The sequence below is a fragment of the Paenibacillus sp. 32O-W genome (assembly GCF_007679495.1).
Classification (GTDB): Bacteria; Bacillota; Bacilli; order Paenibacillales; family NBRC-103111; genus Paenibacillus_L; species Paenibacillus_L residui.
The window spans coordinates 13,497-30,579 of record NZ_VEGP01000071.1 but is presented as its reverse complement, the minus strand read 5'-3'; the positions used below and the strand labels follow the sequence as shown (position 1 = coordinate 30,579).

The window sequence follows — 17,083 nt, the reverse complement described above, 5'->3', positions numbered from 1 at the left end:
TGGCGGCGTAGCTCAGCTGGCTAGAGCGTACGGTTCATACCCGTGAGGTCGGGGGTTCGATCCCCTCCGCCGCTATTTTTTTTTGAAGCTTGTCCATTATTTTCAATTGTGGTAACATACTCTTACCTATCTTATGGACGCTTAGCTCAGCTGGGAGAGCATCTGCCTTACAAGCAGAGGGTCGGCGGTTCGATCCCGTCAGCGTCCACCATAAGCCGTCGTAGCTCAGCTGGTAGAGCAACGCACTCGTAATGCGTAGGTCGGAGGTTCGAGTCCTCTCGTCGGCACCATGCGAAGTGGAGCTGTGGTGTAGAGGCCTAACATGCCTGCCTGTCACGCAGGAGACCGCGGGTTCGAATCCCGTCAGCTCCGCCATTATATACATAAGGCTCGGTAGCTCAGTCGGTAGAGCAGAGGACTGAAAATCCTCGTGTCGGCGGTTCGATTCCGTCCCGAGCCACCATTATCCGGTATATATCGGATTTCATATGGGGGATTAGCGAAGTGGCCAAACGCAGCAGACTGTAAATCTGTTCTCTTACGAGTTCGGTGGTTCGAATCCATCATCCCCCACCATTCATAATCTCATTAAGAGCCATTAGCTCAGTCGGTAGAGCACCTGACTTTTAATCAGGGTGTCGGAGGTTCGAGTCCTCCATGGCTCACCATTTACTTAGACCTAGAACAAGAGGCCATACGGCCTCTTTTTTCGTTGTCAGAATATAACCTGCGAATCGAATCAAATCAATCTAACCTTTTGGCTCTATTGATCAGATGTTCAGCGGTCCGTGCGGCAAGAGCCATGACGGTATTGGTGGGATTAGCCCCACTGGAAGTCACGAAAATGCTGGCGTCACAAATATACAGATTGGGTATATCGTGAGTTTGCCCATAGGAGTTGACTACCGACGTTTCCGGATCATTTCCCATTCTGCAGCCCCCCATGAGATGGGCGGTATCCGGGACAACAAAGCGAATCTGGCCGCCGGCCGCTTTCAAGATCGACTTCATCGAATCCACAGCGTGTTCAATCATGGCTAAATCGTTGTGACCATAGCTAAAAGAAACTTTCGCCCGCGGGACTCCGTATTCATCCTTCTCATCGGATAAAGTTACCCGGTTACCCTCATGCGGCAGCACCTCTCCAACCATCGTCACCCTTCCATAATAATTGTATTCTAATGCGGCTTGTCGCAGCCTGTCTCCCCATACGGGGCCTTCCAAAGATCCGGATATCCCTTTGGCAAAGCTGACCGGTCTAGCGCCGTGCGCATGCAATGAATAGCCCCGGGCAAAACCTCTGTCGCGGTCCGTTGCATAATAGTGCTGGGTTGTCGCCAGTACGGGAGTTCCTTTGTACAGACGGACTTCTTCATCGAAAAGGGCGTAAACATCATGGCTGCTGTGCGGCATAATCGCTTTGCCCACCCATCCGCTCCGATTCGCCAATCCATCCGGAAATTGGGGGGTGGCCGAATGGAGCAGCAGTCTTGGGGTCTCGACGACAAAGGCGGCAAGGATAACCAGTTTGGCCCTCTGCTCGTAGGTCTTACCGTCATGAACGAAGACGACTCCTCTGGCCCGCCCGTCATGGTTCATCGTAATTTGTGTGACCCGGCAATCTGCAAGCACCTCTGCCCCGGCCTTAATTGCCTTCGGGATATGAACAATCAAGGTGCTGAATTTGGCATTCGGCATACATCCCTGATTACAGAATCCGCGATTAATGCAAGGAGGCCGGTCTTCGAAGGGGACCGAAAGGATAGCTAAAGGAGCGACAACACTTTCGATGCCCAGCTTGCTGCAGCCTTGTTGAAAAAGATAAGCGTTAGGGCTAAGCGGATCCCGCTCCGGATAAGGATAAGGCCCGTGAAAGCTGCCCCACGGAAAATAATTCGGGCCGGAAACGGCAATATCTTTTTCAATTTTGCTGTAATAAGGTTCCAGATCCGAATAGCTTATAGGCCAATCCTCCCCCACTCCGTCCACGGTTCGCGTTCGAAAGTCCGATTCATGGAAGCGCAGGAAAACCCCGGTGAAATGAACCGTTCCCCCGCCGATGCCTCGTCCGGAATTGTTATGTCCCATTTGCAGCGGATGGCAGCCATCCACCAGTCTTGTCTCCTGCCAGCCTAAATTTTGCATAGAGAGCTCATCGCTCGCAAAATCCCGCTGCGGGTCCCGCATCGGCCCTGCATCGAGCACGACGACGCTCATTCCCGCCTCGCTTAACTCTTTGGCCAGCACTCCGCCGGCCGCCCCTGCCCCAACAATGACGACATCAACTTCTTCATCTGCATATTTTCGCTGGATCATCGTTCTTTATCTGCCTCCCAAGGATCGAGCTGCCCGATGGCGGTGCGTATGTACCCTCGAGGATAGGCCGGGCCTCCGTAACCGATTTCCGACCAGATGAGTGGATGGGAATAATAAGCTTCCACTGTCAGAGTCAGCAGCTTATTGAAAACTTCGGTTTGCGGCAATCCGGTCCACACATAGGGAGGGTCGGCCCGATTTTCGCTAAGCTCGATCATAATTTGCCGCTGCTGGTCTTCCTTCAATTGGTGGAAGGGGGTTTGCCAACGCGACATAGCCATAAAGTCGAATGCCTGGATCGCTTGTTTAATCAAAATTCTGACGGGGGGAACTCCCTGCTTCCGCTGACCTTCTCCAATATTGGAGTGAAGGTGCCGGTCTATATGAGACAGCACGAAGCGAATCGGTTCATTCCGATAATCGCCGGCCAGTATGGAGCAGACCGCCCTCAAGGTCTCTGCCTCCGGCAGGCTGAGGTAACGATATTCAGGCTCCGGGTCAAGTCTATCCTCAACAATGGCGCGCGTATGCTTGTCCCAGTGCTCCTTTTCCCTCATAACGTCGTAGGTCGGATAATGAGATTGCGATGTCACCCGCTTCACCTCCAGTACACGGCAATCAGCCCGAGAGCACTCATGGCGAGAAATACAACCGGCAGGACGACAGGGGGCCCCATCAGGAAGTTTCGGGAAGCATATCCTCCCACACGAACGCCAACCCCTCTATAATGAAAATAAAATCCGGCCATTCCGGTAAGTACCCCTGCAAACAATAGAAAGACAAAAAGATAATGGAAGAAGGCGGACGGATAAACGGCCAGCCCTAATCCTGAGAGGAAAATTAGCGGAGATACAACGACAGGTGACCACATGGCTTTATGGTGAAAATTTTGCCGGTAATGCGACATGGTGACTTGCAGGCCGATGAGCAGAAAGGCTAAAGCTACGAACAAAATCAATAGCCGGTCCAGCGGCCAGCCGACCCAGTGGTACATAGTCAAATCCACCTTTCGTATTAATCTGGAAACCGCAAAATTGTAGATATTGTCGGAAGCCGATAATGCGTCAAATTTGAGAACCCGTAATGCATATTTCCTTCTTCTGCCTCAAATAGTCACGGGGCTTCCCGGGCGAATGTAATGGCTCCGTAAGGAAGGATGGCCACAGTATCCGAATGGGAAGAGATCAGTTTATCTAAAGTGGATTGCAGGTCCGGCACCGGAAGGAAGCCAAGTCTTTCGCACACTTCAGGAGGCACCGAGGAGTATAGGCAGACCCGGTGATTCTGAATAATCGGATTCAGATACGTCAGCTTGTGTGCGCCAAGCACGAATGATTTCTCCAGCTTTTGGACAGCTTGCTCCCGATCGGGGAAATTCTCCACCCAGTATTGGAATGTGTCGTCCCCATAGATTTCCTCACAGCGGGCAATCAGGAGGATCGTTCCTCCCTTTCGCGTAAAGGCGGAGGCATTCTGCAATGTTTTCAATGCTTGATACAGCTGAATGTCTTTGGGATGTCCCCCCGGGGAAGCAATGACCAGATCGTACTTCTTGTCGGAGGGAATGCAAAAAATTTTCTTGGCGTGAAGCACTCCCGCCCGGTGGGCATTTATAACGTCTCCCGCAAAGGCCGCAATCATTTCTTTCTTATGATTACAAATAACGTTAAAAAGAAAGTGAACCGGGACAAGCGACAAGGCCTCTTCCATGTCTCGGCGGATCTGATTATCCGGCGATCCGGGTACCGTTTGGGCCGACTGAGAGAGGGCATGGTTGGCTTCTATACAGCGTCTGGAGGCTACCCCGGGAAGCAGGGCCTTCGCGCCACCCGACATCCCTGCCAATCGGTGAGGTTCGATATTCCCGGTAAGAATCCGCAAATCGGCTTCGACCACCAGACGGTTTATTTCAATCGGTGTGCCAATGCTGGTCGTTCCTACCGGAATGCAATCTTCTTCCGCAGGGGAATGGTTCACTACCCGAACTCTGTGGAACACCCGGTCGCCAACGAGAGCGCGAAGCTCATCCTCAGTTTGCTTCCTATGAATCCCTAAAGCAACAATGACTGTAACGGAGGAGTCGGGCATCCCTCCTGCATTAAGCTCGTTCAAAAGCGGCTCGAGGAAAAGGTGGCTTGGACATAAGCGGGTCATGTCGCTAATGACAATGACCGCTCGCTCTCGTTCTGCGGCTAATTCCGCCAAGGACAAGGTTCCTATAGGGTTGCGGAGGGCGCGCTTAATCAATTCCCCGGAAGAAGCTTCAGTTAGAAGCAGGTTCTGCCCGTCCTCTCCTTCCTGATGCCGGCCATATAAGAGCCAATCCGGACGGGCCTGATTCGGGAGATGGAAGGTAACCTCACCTTTGCCATAAGGAATGGTGTAAATAGTAGCCCCTCCTTTATCTATTGGTTAGTCCAATTATTTCCCGTTCACAGCAAAACCATCCAGCCGGTAAGCGTATGATGGAATCTGTTTTAGGTTAGCCTAAAACAAGCGACAGCACCCGAGAGGAGCCAACGCAGATGAACATGATTGTGCCTTTCTTAGTCAGCTTCGTCATAGTGCTCGCGGCCGTCCCGCCACTCGGACAATGGGCAAGACGGCTGAATTTCCTGGATCGGCCCACCTCTAGGAAAACCCATGCCGCTCCCACTCCGCTGATGGGCGGCATTGCCATCTATGGCGGCTGCCTGCTGCCGATGCTTCTTTTTAGCGGATGGACGGACCTGACGAAGACGATCTTGATCGGGGGGACGCTGCTGCTGGCGACCGGTTTACTAGATGATGGGTTCAAGGCACGGGGGAAGGAATTTCCGGTATGGCCCCGTTTGCTGATTTATATAGCGGCCTCCACGGTTCCTCTATGGTTCGGAATTCAAATGATCGGCATTACGGATATTATCGGGGAAGGAATGCTTCTATTCCCGGATTGGCTCGCAGGGTTCGCCACAATAGCCTGGGTATTCGGCATTACAAATATGATCAACTTTATCGACGGGGTCGATGGTTTGGCAGCAGGCATAACAACTATCTCTTCTTTAACGCTGCTTATTGTTTCCTTGCTCATGCAGCAGCCCGATTCGGCTGTTCTGGCCGCCATTCTGGCCGGTTCCTGCATAGCCTTTCTAGCCTACAACTTCTACCCTGCCAAAATATTTCTGGGTGATGCCGGGGCTGTATTTCTGGGTTACACCTTGGCGGTCATTGCCTTGCACGGCGCGTTCAAAAGCGCGACTGTCGTGTCAATACTTGTTCCTTTCCTCGCTTTGGGTGTGCCTATCCTCGATACGCTAATCGTGTTCGCCAGAAGATTTAAGGAGCGCCGGGGACTGCATAGAGCCGATAAGCTCCATACCCACCACGCTTTAATGAAATGGGGTCTCAGTCAAATTCAGACGGTCTCTTTCCTTTATTTGATCGGGGCTGTGTTCTCCCTCTTATCCATTGTTCTATTGCTCGCTATCCGTTGATTATCCGGGCCGGATATTTATCTTGGCTCATGCCTATTTTTATCGAAAGGGTTTTCTTCCCGCCGTTCATTCGTTATCATTAAGTGAGATAGGAAACTACATACAGAATTAGGAGCAGGTTCATGAAATGGGAACGGGTTAAGGACAAGCTGGAGCCTATACTGGACAAGCCGTTGCGGATTAAATTCATGGCGACAGAGGATTGGAACCTGTTGGCCGGAAGTACGGGAAATACAAGCGCTATACAAGACGGGGAAATGCTTTTTCTGTTGGAAGGCGATGAAGATGAAGTCGAGCTTATTTCCGTGGGTCGGAGTATGACGGAAACCGAAAGGAAATTAGTGGAGCTGATTCTGGAATCGTTCCGGTTGAGCCATAGTAAAGAAGCCGCCGAAGGAACGGGGGCTGCCCTTAAGGAACCGAAGGCAGCGATCAAGGAATGGCTGCTCGATCAGCTCCGGATTGGGGTTGTCGAAGCGGATGTCCCGGAAGAATTGGCGGAAGCGTTTCATTTACACGAGGAGAAGATCCCCTTTTTACTGCATGGGGATTACTCCGCTTCCCGTCTGTCTCTGCAGACGGAGGAGCTGGAGAAGCTGCTCGTTTCTTTCTTCGATGCAGAGCTGATCGTTATTCCGCTGCTTGAGAAGGAATGGATCATTCTTGGCCCGGTAGAGCTGCTGGAAGCAAGCGGGGAGGAGAGCCGGGAGGATGCGGAGAGTCTGAAGGAGGCGCTGGGCTCCATATGCTCGGGGTTGCATGAGATGCTGGCTAACGAATGGATGGGGGAAACCCACCTGGCGGTTCAATATCCCATCATTCCGGCACAATCACTGCTCTCCACCGTTATTGGATTGAGAGAGACGATGGAGCTCGGGAAAATCTATCAACTGGGAGATCCTATCCATTTTCCCTGGGACCTTTATTTGGAAAAACTGTTGAATGAAATCCCGGCTGGCGATATGTCCGAGTTTATCCAGCAAATATTCAAGGCGGATGCCCCTCCGGATTCCGACACCCTTGCCGCGTTGGAAACGTTCTTTTCGCTCGACTGCAACGTCAGTGAAACCGCCAAAAAGCTGTATATTCACCGCAATACTCTGTTATACCGGCTGGACAAGTTTAAGCAGGAGACAGGTCTGGATGTCCGCAATTTTCGCGATGCCGTTCAAGTGCGCATTGCCTTGCTATTGTATAAAGTTACGAAAAGAAAATAATTTTTTTGTAGATATTGTGCATAGTCTTTTAATAGCCGGCTGGTATAAGATATAGTCATATCACTAATACGACTTATAAATCTTAAACTTAAATTTTGTAGGGGGAATGAGCATATGGCAGGAGTACGTTTACATCATATCGTTAAGAAATATCCCGGTAACGATGAACCTACCGTTAAGGATTTCCATCTTGATATCAAGGATAAAGAATTTATCGTTCTCGTAGGCGGGTCTGGTTGCGGGAAATCTACGACTCTTCGTATGATCGCCGGATTGGAAGAAATTACAGAAGGAGAACTCTATATCGGAGACCGCCTGGTTAACGACGTAGCTCCTAAAGACCGCGATATCGCGATGGTTTTCCAGTCCTATGCCCTTTACCCTCACATGAACGTATATCAGAACATGGCTTTCGGTTTGAAATTGCGTAAATTCAAGAAAGCCGACATCGACGAAAGAGTGCGCGCAGCCGCTAAAATTCTCGATATTGAGCATCTTCTGGATCGTAAACCGAAGGCTCTCTCCGGTGGACAGCGTCAGCGTGTTGCCCTCGGACGCGCAATCGTTCGTGAGCCTCAAGTCTTCTTGATGGACGAACCGCTTTCCAACTTGGATGCCAAGCTTCGTGTACAGATGCGTGCGGAAATCAGCAAGCTTCACAAGCGTCTTGGTACGACCGTTATCTACGTAACGCACGACCAGACAGAGGCTATGACGATGGGACAACGGATCGTCGTTATGGAGCAGGGAGTCATTCAGCAAGCTGCGACTCCGGACGAAATTTATAACCATCCGGTTAATATGTTCGTTGCCGGGTTCATCGGATCGCCTTCCATGAACTTTATTAGCGGAACATTGTCTGAGCAAGGCGGCAGCATGTATTTCAAAGCCCAAGGAATCAATGTTGAAATTCCTGTAGGCAAAGCCAATGTTCTGAAGGAAAAAGGATACGTAGGCAAAGAACTCGTTCTTGGAATCCGTCCGGAAGATCTTCACGAAGAGCCTGTCTTCCTGGAAGCTTCTCCGAATACAATCGTAGACGCTAATATCGAGGTAGCGGAGAACCTCGGACATGAAATGTATCTGTACATTTCGGGTCTTGGTCAGGACACCATCATCGCCCGTGTAGACGGACGTTCCGGTGTGAAGGAAGGAAGCACGGTTAAGCTTGCTTTTGATATGAATAAAGTGCATTTCTTTGATAAAGAAACCACATTGTCGATCTTCTCGAAGTAATCGACAGTGGTAAGTTCGGGCCGGCTTTTGCCGGCCTTTTTCTGTGTTTGTAAGTTCCGGGGCTCCCGCAAAGTACCCGGAATATGCTCGAAGGGTATGCTTCACTTTGTGGAGTAATGTCACATCCCGTATTTCAGGGACGGTTGATTTCAAAGAGCATTTCCTTTACGATATTAATATTGGAAAACTAAGGAGTGGGGAAGCGTGCCGAAAAAAATAAAGGTCTCCGACCTGGTCCGGCATTTTCGTATGGAAGTCATATGCGGCGAGGAAGGACTTAAGAGAGTGATTTCCGTTGCCGATTTATATCGACCCGGCCTGGAGATGGCCGGCTATTTTGCCTATCACCCTCATGAAAGGGTGCAGATATTAGGAAAGACCGAGCTGACTTTTTTCCAAACCTTGTCCGAAGAGGAACGCAAGGATCGGATGGAGAGACTCTGTGCCAATCAATCCCCTTGTATCTGTATTTCCAGAGATTTGGCGGTACCGGTGGAATTGATCGAGGAAGCTTCCAAGAAGCAAATTCCGGTGCTGCGGAGCAAGCAGACCACGACAACGCTGATTAGCAAGATTACCGGGTTTCTTGAAGGGAAGCTCGCCCCGTCGACGACCATCCACGGGGTTCTGATTGATGTATACAGCATAGGGGTCCTGATTACCGGAAGCAGCGGTATAGGCAAGAGCGAAACCGCCCTCGAGCTGGTCAAGCGCGGACATCGGTTGATTGCCGACGATGCGGTGGAGATTCGGCAAACGGCGGAAAATATTCTGATTGGCAATGCGCCCGACCTTATCAAGCACCTGCTTGAAATTCGCGGTGTCGGAATCATTAACGTGATGACTTTATTCGGAGCGGGGGCCATTCGCGACAATACGAAAATATCGATGGTTTGCAAGCTGGAAACATGGCAGCAGGATAAGCAGTACGACCGTTTGGGCTTGGATGAAGAGACGACACGAATCATTGATACCGATGTTCCTCTCGTCACGATACCGGTCCGTCCGGGCCGAAACCTGGCGGTCATTATTGAGGTAGCGGCGATGAATTACCGGTTGAAGAGAATGGGCTACAACGCCGCACTGCAATTTACGAACCGTCTGACGGAAACGATGAACGAAGAGATGGACAATATGGATTGATATTTTCTTAAGAGAAGGGGGATACGCCCTTGCTGTTAAAACTTAACCCGGTTGCTTTCTCCTTGGGGCCGATAAGTGTTAATTGGTACGGAATCATTATTGGAACGGGTGCTCTTATAGGCTTATTGCTGGCCGTTCAAGAAGGGAAAAGATTCAAGCTGAACCCCGATTTTTTCCTGGATCTGCTGCTTATCGGCGTACCGGCAGCGATTGTCGGAGCGCGGGCTTATTACGTTGCATTTAAGTGGGACGACTACAAGGATAACTTTCTTGATGTTTTTAAAATTTGGGAAGGCGGAATCGCCATATATGGGGCGCTCATCGGGGCGGTCATCGGGGCCTTTTTCTATGTCAGGGCGAAAGGGTACAACTTCTGGCGTATTGCAGATATTTGTGCTCCCAGTCTGATAGCCGGGCAGATGATCGGCCGTTGGGGAAATTTCATGAATCAGGAGGCTCATGGCGGGCCGGTTACTGAAGAATTTCTAAGAAACACTCTTCACCTACCGAACTTTATTGTTAATCAGATGAATATTAACGGGGTTTATTACCATCCTACATTCTTGTATGAATCTCTATGGAATCTGGCAGGCCTGCTGCTTCTGTTCTGGCTCCGCCGGCGGTCGTTTATGAGAGCGGGGGAGCTGTTTATCTCCTATCTGATGTGGTATTCATTAGGACGCTTCTTCATTGAGGCGGTTAGGACGGACAGCTTGGCGTTCAATGGTCCGGAATGGCTCGTATCACTAATTAACATTCTGTGGTCGCCGATGAATCTCTTGTTCGAGCAGGGCGCAATGGCTTACGGAAACGTTCGAATTTCCCAACTGCTGGCGATACTCTTAATTATTGCAGGCTTCGTTCTGATTTTCTATAGAAGGAAGGCCAAGCTGGCGGAGGTCAGATATTCCGACCCCATCGAATCCAGCAAGCCTCAAAGCGCTGTCCAATCCTAGCGGAATCCTGGTAACGGACACCGGGAGGAGCATGTATGACATGTTAATGATGCCTCCCCCGGCAAGGTTCGTTTGAGCTTGGCTAGTGAATGATCGTTTTCGTTTTCTCAGCGAATTACTAAATTCCGGCTTGGGCCGCAGGTTTAGTCAATGACCAGGCTTGTTTTGAAACCTTATAAGGAGCTAACCATGATTAAAACGATTTTGTTCGATTTGGACGGGACTATAATCAACACGAATGAGCTGATTCTTGCTTCTTTTTTTCACGCGCTGGAGGGAATAAGCGAGCAGCCTGTTACACGCGAGCAGATTATTCCTTACTTCGGCGAGCCGCTCGGTAAACAGATGAAGCTGTTCAGTGGTCTTGAACAGGTCGATCATTTGGTGGACAAGTACCGTAAATTTAATATGGCGAAGCATGATGAGATGACTACGGAATTTCCTTACGTCAAGGAAGTGCTTGATCAACTGCACAACGATGGAATCCGTATGGGTGTTGTGACGACAAAGATGAGGGATACGGCTGTCAAAGGGCTGAAGCTGTTCGATCTGGAACAGTATATGCAGGTTGTTGTGACGTTGGATGACGTAACGAAGGCCAAGCCCGATCCGGAAGGAATAAAGCTGGCGATGCGCAAGCTGGACGCCGATCCGGACAGCACGCTGATGGTTGGCGACAGCCAGTATGATATCCAGGCGGCACAGAACGCCGGAATCCGTGCGGCCGGGGTCGCTTGGTCGATCAAGGGCAAGGAATTTCTGAACCGGTTCGAGCCGGATTATATGCTGGACGACATCAGAGATCTGCTGGAATTAACAGCAAAGAGGGATCGGTCTTGAGAAATGTAAAGAGATATCCTACGGAAGGCCCTAACGCATTATGGCAAGTCTATAGTACGGTCAGCAAGTGGAAGGCGGTACGGAACTTTGTATTTATACAAATTTCGCGGTACTTGCCTTCTTTGCGCATGAAGAATTGGATATACCGCCATGTGCTGGGAATGAAGGTCGGAGAGCATACTTCGTTCGCTCTTATGGTGATGGTCGATGTGTTCTTTCCCGAGAAAATTCATGTCGGAAACAATACCATTATTGGATATAACAGCACGATACTGGCCCACGAATATTTGATTCATGAATACCGCTTGGGGGAAGTGCGGATTGGCTCCAATGTCATGATCGGAGCAAATACGACCATTCTTCCTGGGGTGACGATCGGTGATCATGCCGTTGTCGGCGCAGGGTCGGTCGTGCACAAGGATGTGGCTCCGTACAGCTTCGTGGCCGGGAATCCGCTGCGGGTCATCCGGGAACGTGCGGACCAGGAGCGGCCTGATTAAGTAGATCCGGCTCGGGGGGCGGGTTGACCACTGACTATGTAGCACAGCACCACGGGCTTTCCGCACCGTACGCGTCTCCCGGCGCCGCAGTGTTTGGCGTCACAAGACGGTGGCCAAGCACAAGCCGGGAGAGGCACTCGTTGTGCGAGGCCCTAGCGGTGATGCTCTTTCAGCGGCGCGAGGGGTGGGTTGACCCAATGACTATGCAGCACAGCACCCGGCCTTAACGGTGGTGCTCTGTCAGCGGCGCGAGGGGTGGACTAACTGTATTTTATGCAGGTAGTTTGGGGCCAATGGCCAAAATGATCGTAACTAACTGGAAAAGATGTAGTTAGAATGGGGGATTTTTGCTGATATCGCCCTTTTTGTATAATCTAGCTGGAGTTTTTCCACTTAGTTTTCATTTTTCGCCCAAGAGAAGCAAACTAACTGTATAAAATCCATTAAGTCTGCCGGGATTCGCTGGTCTTTTGGGCACGAGGTGCGATGTTTGGCGTCGCATGACGGTGGTCAAGCACAAGCCGGAGAGGCACTCGTTGTGCGAGGCCTTAACGGTGGTGCTCTGTCAGCGGCGCGAGGGGTGGACCAACTGTATTTTATGCAGGTAGTTTGGGGCCAATGGCCAAAATGATCGGAACTAACTGGAAAAGATGTAGTTAGAATGGGAAATTTTTGCTGATACTGCCCATTTTGTATAATCTAGCTGGAGTTTTTCCACTTAGTTTTCATTTTTCGCCCAAGAGAAGCAAACTAACTGTATAAAATCCATTAAGCCTGCCGGGATTCGCTGGTCTTTTGGGCACGAGGTGCGATGTTTGGCGTCGCATGACGGTGGTCAAGCACAAGCCGGAGAGGCACTCGTTGTGCGAGGCCTTAACGGTGGTGCTCTGTCAGCGGCGCGAGGGGTGGACTAACTGTATTTTATGCAGGTAGTTTGGGGCCAATGGCCAAAATGATCGGAACTAACTGGAAAAGATGTAGTTAGAATGGGAAATTTTTGCTGATACTGCCCATTTTGTATAATCTAGCTGGAGTTTTTCCACTTAGTTTTCATTTTTCGCCCAAGAGAAGCAAACTAACTGTATAAAATCCATTAAGCCTGGCCGCGAGTCGCCGGTCTTGGGGAAGCTATCCAGAAGGGCGGGGTTTCTGTCACTCGAGGGGCCAAGCGGCCAAAGCCCGGAGGAATACCCCGTATGCCCCGGTTCAAGCGGCAATTAAATTTAAGTGTTAACCTACAACAAATTAAATCGATCATTGCAATCAGGTTTTGAGCGGGTGAATGGTTTCAATGGTCATAAGAAGGGATTTTTAAACATAACAGGAATTTGACATTGACGGTAAAGCGCATACCATGGTATAGTAACGATTAATTCTTTAATTTGGTAGTATGGTAGCACACTAAAGCGAAGCGGGTGCATAATGGGTGCAGGGTGTACGACTATACCTGGCAGGTGCGCTTCTATCTATGGTTGGCCATTATTTATCCGGCTTTGGTTCGTTGTTACTACGGATGATTACTTATTAGACTACCTTGAAAATCCGTCTATTTTTATCATCTGATGGTGCCGCGGTTAGAGGCATGGGGGTCTAAATGGACAGCATTAACTTTTATAAAGGGGGGGAGCTTATGTCCAAACCGAAAGTATTTGAAAAGCCGACCGGAGTCAAGGATTACTTGCCCGAAACGGTTTCCAAGCTGCGGAGTATCGAGACTCGCGTTCTTGATTGTATGGAGAAATGGGGATATCAGCAAATTATTACGCCTACGCTGGAATTCTATGATACGGTGGGGACTGCGAGCTCCACGATGGACAGGAAGCTGTTTAAGCTGCTGGATCAGAATGGACGGACGTTGGTGCTCCGTTCTGAACTGACGGCTCCTATAGCGCGTGTGGTGGCTTCTCTCCTTAAGGATGAGCCTTTTCCGCTGCGTTTATCTTACCATTCGAATGTATTCAGAGCTTTCGAACAGGAAGCGGGCCGCGAGTCGGAGTTTTTCCAGACGGGAGTCGAGCTGGTCGGAGACGGGTCTCCGGAAGCGGATGCGGAGGTTATCGCTCTGGCAATCGCCACTCTGCAGGCGGCAGGAGTGCATGCCTTTAAAATTGCGTTGGGCCACGTCGGCTACCTAAACGGATTATTTAACGAAACCTTGCCGGGGCGCCTGGAAGAGCAGGAGGCGCTCAAGAAATGCCTGCTGAAACGGGATCATGTAGGCTATCGCCAGCAGCTTAGACAGTTGGATTTGGATCAAGGGACGCGCAGTGAACTGGAAGGAATATTGAGATTGCGTGGCGGCGAGGAAATCTGCGAGCAGGCGCGTTCGGTGACGAATGACCCGCTGGCTCAGCGCTCGATTCAGCATTTGTGCGAAATCTGGGATGTGCTAGAGGCCTATGGCTTGAGCAGCCATGTGCTGATGGATTTGACGATGATCGGCGACTTCTCCTATTATACAGGAATGACCTTCGAAGGATATTCGGCCGATCTCGGATTTCCGGTATGCAGCGGCGGGCGTTACGACAATCTGCTTGCTTTGTTCGGACGCCCCGCTCCAGCGACAGGCTTCGCCCTGAAGACGGACCGGATTCTGGAGGCCGTCTCGAAGCTTCCGGCGGAAAGGCCGCGCCGGATATTGGTGGCTTACACGGCTGAGGGCAGGAAGGCCGCTTTCGCTCGCGCCTCCGAGCTAAGGCAGGGAGCCGGAATCCAGGTGGAAGCCCGCCGGGTGGACGGAGAATGGAACGGTGAAGCCGAGCAGCCGGATGCCGATGGCTTATACCGTTATGCGGGCAAATTATATGATGAAGTGTATTATTTCGGATAAAGGAGGAGAGGCGGATGCAGAACCTTCTCAAAGTGGCGATGCCGAAGGGCCGGATTAATCAGCCGGCGGTTCGGCTGCTTCAACAAGCGGGCTTCTCCATTCCGGATGATTTGGAAGAATCGCGCAAGCTGGTCATTGTCGCGCCGGAGGCCGGGATGGAATTCATCATGGCGAAGCCGGTCGATGTGGCGACTTATGTTGAATATGGGGCGGCGGATATCGGGATTGTCGGCAAGGATGTGCTGATGGAAGAGAATCGGGACGTGTACGAATTGCTCGACCTGAATATTGCGAAATGCCGGATGTCTGTCATCGGTCTGCCCGATTGGCAGCCCAGTACCAATCCGCGAGTGGCCACCAAGTATCCGAATGTGGCTTCCCAATATTTTCGCGAGCGGGGGCAGCAGGTGGAAGTGATCAAGCTGAACGGCTCTATCGAGTTGGCTCCGCTTATCGGGTTGGCCGACCGGATTGTCGATATGGTCGAGACGGGAAGGACGCTCAAGGAGAACGGACTGGTCGAGATGGAAACGATGTTCGACGTCACCAGCCGTCTGATAGCCAACCGGGTCAGCTATCGGATGAAGAACGAACGGATACAGGACGTCTGTGACCGTCTGCAGTCGGTCATAGCAGGACAATAGATACAGAAGGAGGGCTACAGGGATGCGGATCTTACCGGCTAAATCTTTCTCGACCAAGAGGGAAGAGGATTACGGAACACCCGAACAGAACCGGGTGGTGAAGGAAATCATCGAGCGGGTCCGGACGGAAGGGGACCGGGCTTTGTTTTATTATACCGAGCAGCATGACCGGGTTAAGCCTGATAAGCTTCGGCTGGAGGAAGCCGAAATCCAGGCGGCCTATGAGCAGGTGGATGAGCCGTTCCTGCAGGCAATCCGCGAAGCGGCGGCCAATATAAGGGCGTTCCACGAGAAGCAGAAGCGGAATTCGTGGATGGATCCGCAGCCGGACGGAAGCCTGCTCGGCCAAGTGATTCGCCCGCTGAAGAGGGTCGGCTTATACGTGCCGGGAGGCAAGGCGGCCTACCCTTCGTCCGTGCTGATGAACGCCATTCCGGCGATGGTCGCGGGCGTACCGGAAGTGGTGATGGTTACCCCGCCGGCCACCGCCGGACAACCGGGAATTAACCCGTATATTCTGGTGGCGGCGGCCGAGGTCGGCATCACCGAGATTTACGGCGTCGGCGGAGCCCAGGCGGTCGCCGCGCTCGCTTATGGCACCGAGAGCATCCCCGCGGTGGACAAAATTGTCGGCCCGGGCAACATCTATGTCGCGCTGGCCAAACGCAACGTGTTTGGCGCCGTGGACATAGACAGCATCGCCGGGCCGAGCGAAATTGTCGTGCTGGCCGACAGCTCCGCTGATCCCGCCTATGTGGCGGCGGATCTGCTGTCGCAGGCGGAGCACGACGAGATGGCCTCCGCGGTGCTGGTGACGCCGTCGGCGGAGCTTGCGGAGCAAGTCCGCCGGGAGGTGTCGCGCCAGCTAGCGGAGCTGCCCCGGAAAGCGATAGCGCAGCGATCGCTTGACGATTACGGCGCCATATTGACCGTCGATAGCCTCGAAGAGGGCATCGAAGTGGTCAATCGGCTGGCGCCGGAGCATCTCGAGCTGCTGCTCGAGGAGCCGTTCCGCTATCTCGGAGCGATCGAGAATGCGGGGGCGATCTTCCTCGGCGAGTACAGCTCGGAGCCGGTCGGCGATTATTTCGCCGGACCGAACCATATTCTGCCGACGAATGGTACGGCACGCTTCTCTTCACCGCTTAACGTCGATGATTTCCTGAAGAAATCGAGTGTGATCTACTACAGCAGACAAGCGCTGTTGGAGAACGGCCGCAAAATCATAACCCTCGCTCAGCACGAAGGGCTGCAGGGGCACGCCCGGGCGATCGAGGTTCGACTGGAGAAGGAATTGGAGAAGGAGGAAAACAGGGATGGCGGAAACTAACGAACGCTCTTTGCGCCAGGCATCGATCGAGCGGAAAACGGGTGAAACCGATATAGAGCTGTCTTTTAACGTAGATGGCACGGGTGTGTCTGAAATAGAGTCGGATGTCCCTTTCATGAACCATATGCTCGATTTGTTTACGAAGCACGGCCATTTCGATTTGAAGGTCCAAGCACGCGGGGATGTAGAGGTCGATGACCATCATACCGTCGAGGATATCGGCATCTGTCTGGGCCGCGCCCTTCGCGAAGCGTTGGGTGACAAGGTCGGCATCAAGCGATACGCGAACGTTTTCCTGCCGATGGATGAGGCGCTTGCGCAGGTGGCCATCGATGTCAGCAACCGCCCGCATCTGGTTTATAAGGCAGAATATCCGTCGGCGACGGTAGGCAGCTTCACGACGGAGCTGGTGCATGAATTTCTGTGGAAATTTGCGCTTGAAGCCCGGATTACGCTGCATGTTATCGTCCATTACGGGCATAACACGCATCATATGATCGAAGCGGTATTCAAGGCTCTCGGCAGAGCGCTGGATGAAGCGACGAGCATCGATCCGCGGGTGAAAGGCGTCCCCTCGACGAAAGGGGTGCTGTAGAAC

Annotated in this window: 15 protein-coding genes and 7 tRNA genes; 18 read left to right on the top strand and 4 right to left on the bottom strand. The window is 51.8% G+C overall.

Features of this window, described 5'->3' with window-relative positions:
* Position 1: 1 nt before the first annotated feature.
* The 7 genes from FS806_RS21420 to FS806_RS21390 all read left to right on the top strand — a co-directional run bounded on the left by FS806_RS21420 (position 2) and on the right by FS806_RS21390 (position 668).
* Positions 2-75 (top strand) — tRNA-Met (locus tag FS806_RS21420).
* A gap of 60 nt (positions 76-135) precedes the next feature.
* Positions 136-211, top strand: a tRNA-Val gene (locus FS806_RS21415).
* A 3-nt stretch (positions 212-214) separates the two neighbouring features.
* Positions 215-290 (top strand) — tRNA-Thr (locus tag FS806_RS21410).
* An 8-nt stretch (positions 291-298) separates the two neighbouring features.
* Positions 299-375 (top strand) — tRNA-Asp (locus FS806_RS21405).
* A gap of 12 nt (positions 376-387) precedes the next feature.
* Positions 388-463, top strand: a tRNA-Phe gene (locus FS806_RS21400).
* Between the two features lie 27 nt (positions 464-490).
* Positions 491-576: transfer RNA gene (locus FS806_RS21395), tRNA-Tyr, on the top strand.
* A gap of 16 nt (positions 577-592) precedes the next feature.
* Positions 593-668 (top strand) — tRNA-Lys (locus tag FS806_RS21390).
* A gap of 76 nt (positions 669-744) precedes the next feature.
* Here the strand turns inward: FS806_RS21390 and FS806_RS21385 are convergent.
* From FS806_RS21385 to FS806_RS21370, 4 genes are all read right to left on the bottom strand, one after another.
* Entirely contained in the window at positions 745-2,316 is a 1,572-nt protein-coding gene (locus FS806_RS21385) for a GMC family oxidoreductase (RefSeq protein WP_144940685.1), read from the bottom strand.
* Positions 2,313-2,909 carry a gluconate 2-dehydrogenase subunit 3 family protein gene (locus FS806_RS21380; RefSeq protein ID WP_225312820.1) on the bottom strand — a complete coding sequence of 199 codons (597 nt, stop codon included), beginning with the start codon at positions 2,907-2,909 and terminating at the stop codon, positions 2,313-2,315. Before FS806_RS21380 ends, FS806_RS21385 begins: the two co-directional genes overlap by 4 nt.
* Before the next feature lie 5 nt (positions 2,910-2,914).
* Complete coding sequence (locus FS806_RS21375) at positions 2,915-3,310, bottom strand: hypothetical protein (protein ID WP_144940684.1); 396 nt, start codon at positions 3,308-3,310, stop codon at positions 2,915-2,917.
* A 119-nt stretch (positions 3,311-3,429) separates the two neighbouring features.
* Positions 3,430-4,695 carry a nickel-dependent lactate racemase family protein gene (locus FS806_RS21370; protein ID WP_260982209.1) on the bottom strand — a complete coding sequence of 422 codons (1,266 nt, stop codon included), beginning with the start codon at positions 4,693-4,695 and terminating at the stop codon, positions 3,430-3,432.
* A 146-nt stretch (positions 4,696-4,841) separates the two neighbouring features.
* Here FS806_RS21370 and FS806_RS21365 point away from each other — a divergent pair, with 146 nt between their 5' ends.
* The 11 genes from FS806_RS21365 (at position 4,842) to hisB (ending at position 17,080) form a co-directional block, all read left to right on the top strand.
* Positions 4,842-5,789 carry an MraY family glycosyltransferase gene (locus FS806_RS21365; protein ID WP_144940681.1) on the top strand — a complete coding sequence of 316 codons (948 nt, stop codon included), beginning with the start codon at positions 4,842-4,844 and terminating at the stop codon, positions 5,787-5,789.
* Positions 5,790-5,911: 122 nt separating this feature from the next.
* A complete protein-coding gene (locus FS806_RS21360) occupies positions 5,912-7,006 on the top strand; it encodes a PucR family transcriptional regulator (RefSeq protein WP_144940679.1) in 1,095 nt (364 codons plus the stop codon).
* Between the two features lie 114 nt (positions 7,007-7,120).
* A complete protein-coding gene (locus FS806_RS21355; protein WP_144940677.1) occupies positions 7,121-8,242 on the top strand; it encodes an ABC transporter ATP-binding protein in 1,122 nt (373 codons plus the stop codon).
* Between the two features lie 204 nt (positions 8,243-8,446).
* Entirely contained in the window at positions 8,447-9,385 is a 939-nt protein-coding gene (gene hprK, locus FS806_RS21350; RefSeq protein WP_144940675.1) for an HPr(Ser) kinase/phosphatase, read from the top strand.
* Between the two features lie 29 nt (positions 9,386-9,414).
* Positions 9,415-10,341 carry a prolipoprotein diacylglyceryl transferase gene (gene lgt / locus FS806_RS21345; protein WP_144940673.1) on the top strand — a complete coding sequence of 309 codons (927 nt, stop codon included), beginning with the start codon at positions 9,415-9,417 and terminating at the stop codon, positions 10,339-10,341.
* A 189-nt stretch (positions 10,342-10,530) separates the two neighbouring features.
* Positions 10,531-11,181 (top strand): pyrophosphatase PpaX, encoded by a 651-nt coding sequence (gene ppaX / locus FS806_RS21340; RefSeq protein ID WP_144940671.1) that lies wholly within the window; start codon positions 10,531-10,533, stop codon positions 11,179-11,181.
* Positions 11,178-11,681 (top strand): acyltransferase, encoded by a 504-nt coding sequence (locus FS806_RS21335; protein ID WP_144940669.1) that lies wholly within the window; start codon positions 11,178-11,180, stop codon positions 11,679-11,681. The genes ppaX and FS806_RS21335 overlap by 4 nt, the downstream gene beginning before the upstream one ends.
* A 1,630-nt stretch (positions 11,682-13,311) precedes the next feature.
* Positions 13,312-14,511 carry an ATP phosphoribosyltransferase regulatory subunit gene (locus FS806_RS21330; protein ID WP_144940667.1) on the top strand — a complete coding sequence of 400 codons (1,200 nt, stop codon included), beginning with the start codon at positions 13,312-13,314 and terminating at the stop codon, positions 14,509-14,511.
* Between the two features lie 14 nt (positions 14,512-14,525).
* Positions 14,526-15,155 carry an ATP phosphoribosyltransferase gene (hisG, locus tag FS806_RS21325; RefSeq protein ID WP_144940665.1) on the top strand — a complete coding sequence of 210 codons (630 nt, stop codon included), beginning with the start codon at positions 14,526-14,528 and terminating at the stop codon, positions 15,153-15,155.
* Between the two features lie 22 nt (positions 15,156-15,177).
* On the top strand, positions 15,178-16,485 hold the full coding sequence (gene hisD / locus FS806_RS21320; RefSeq protein WP_144940663.1) for a histidinol dehydrogenase: 1,308 nt from the start codon (positions 15,178-15,180) through the stop codon (positions 16,483-16,485).
* Positions 16,472-17,080: an imidazoleglycerol-phosphate dehydratase HisB gene (hisB, locus tag FS806_RS21315; RefSeq protein ID WP_144940661.1), complete on the top strand. Its 609-nt coding sequence runs from the start codon at positions 16,472-16,474 to the stop codon at positions 17,078-17,080. The genes hisD and hisB overlap by 14 nt, the downstream gene beginning before the upstream one ends.
* The last annotated feature ends 3 nt before the right edge of the window (positions 17,081-17,083 follow it).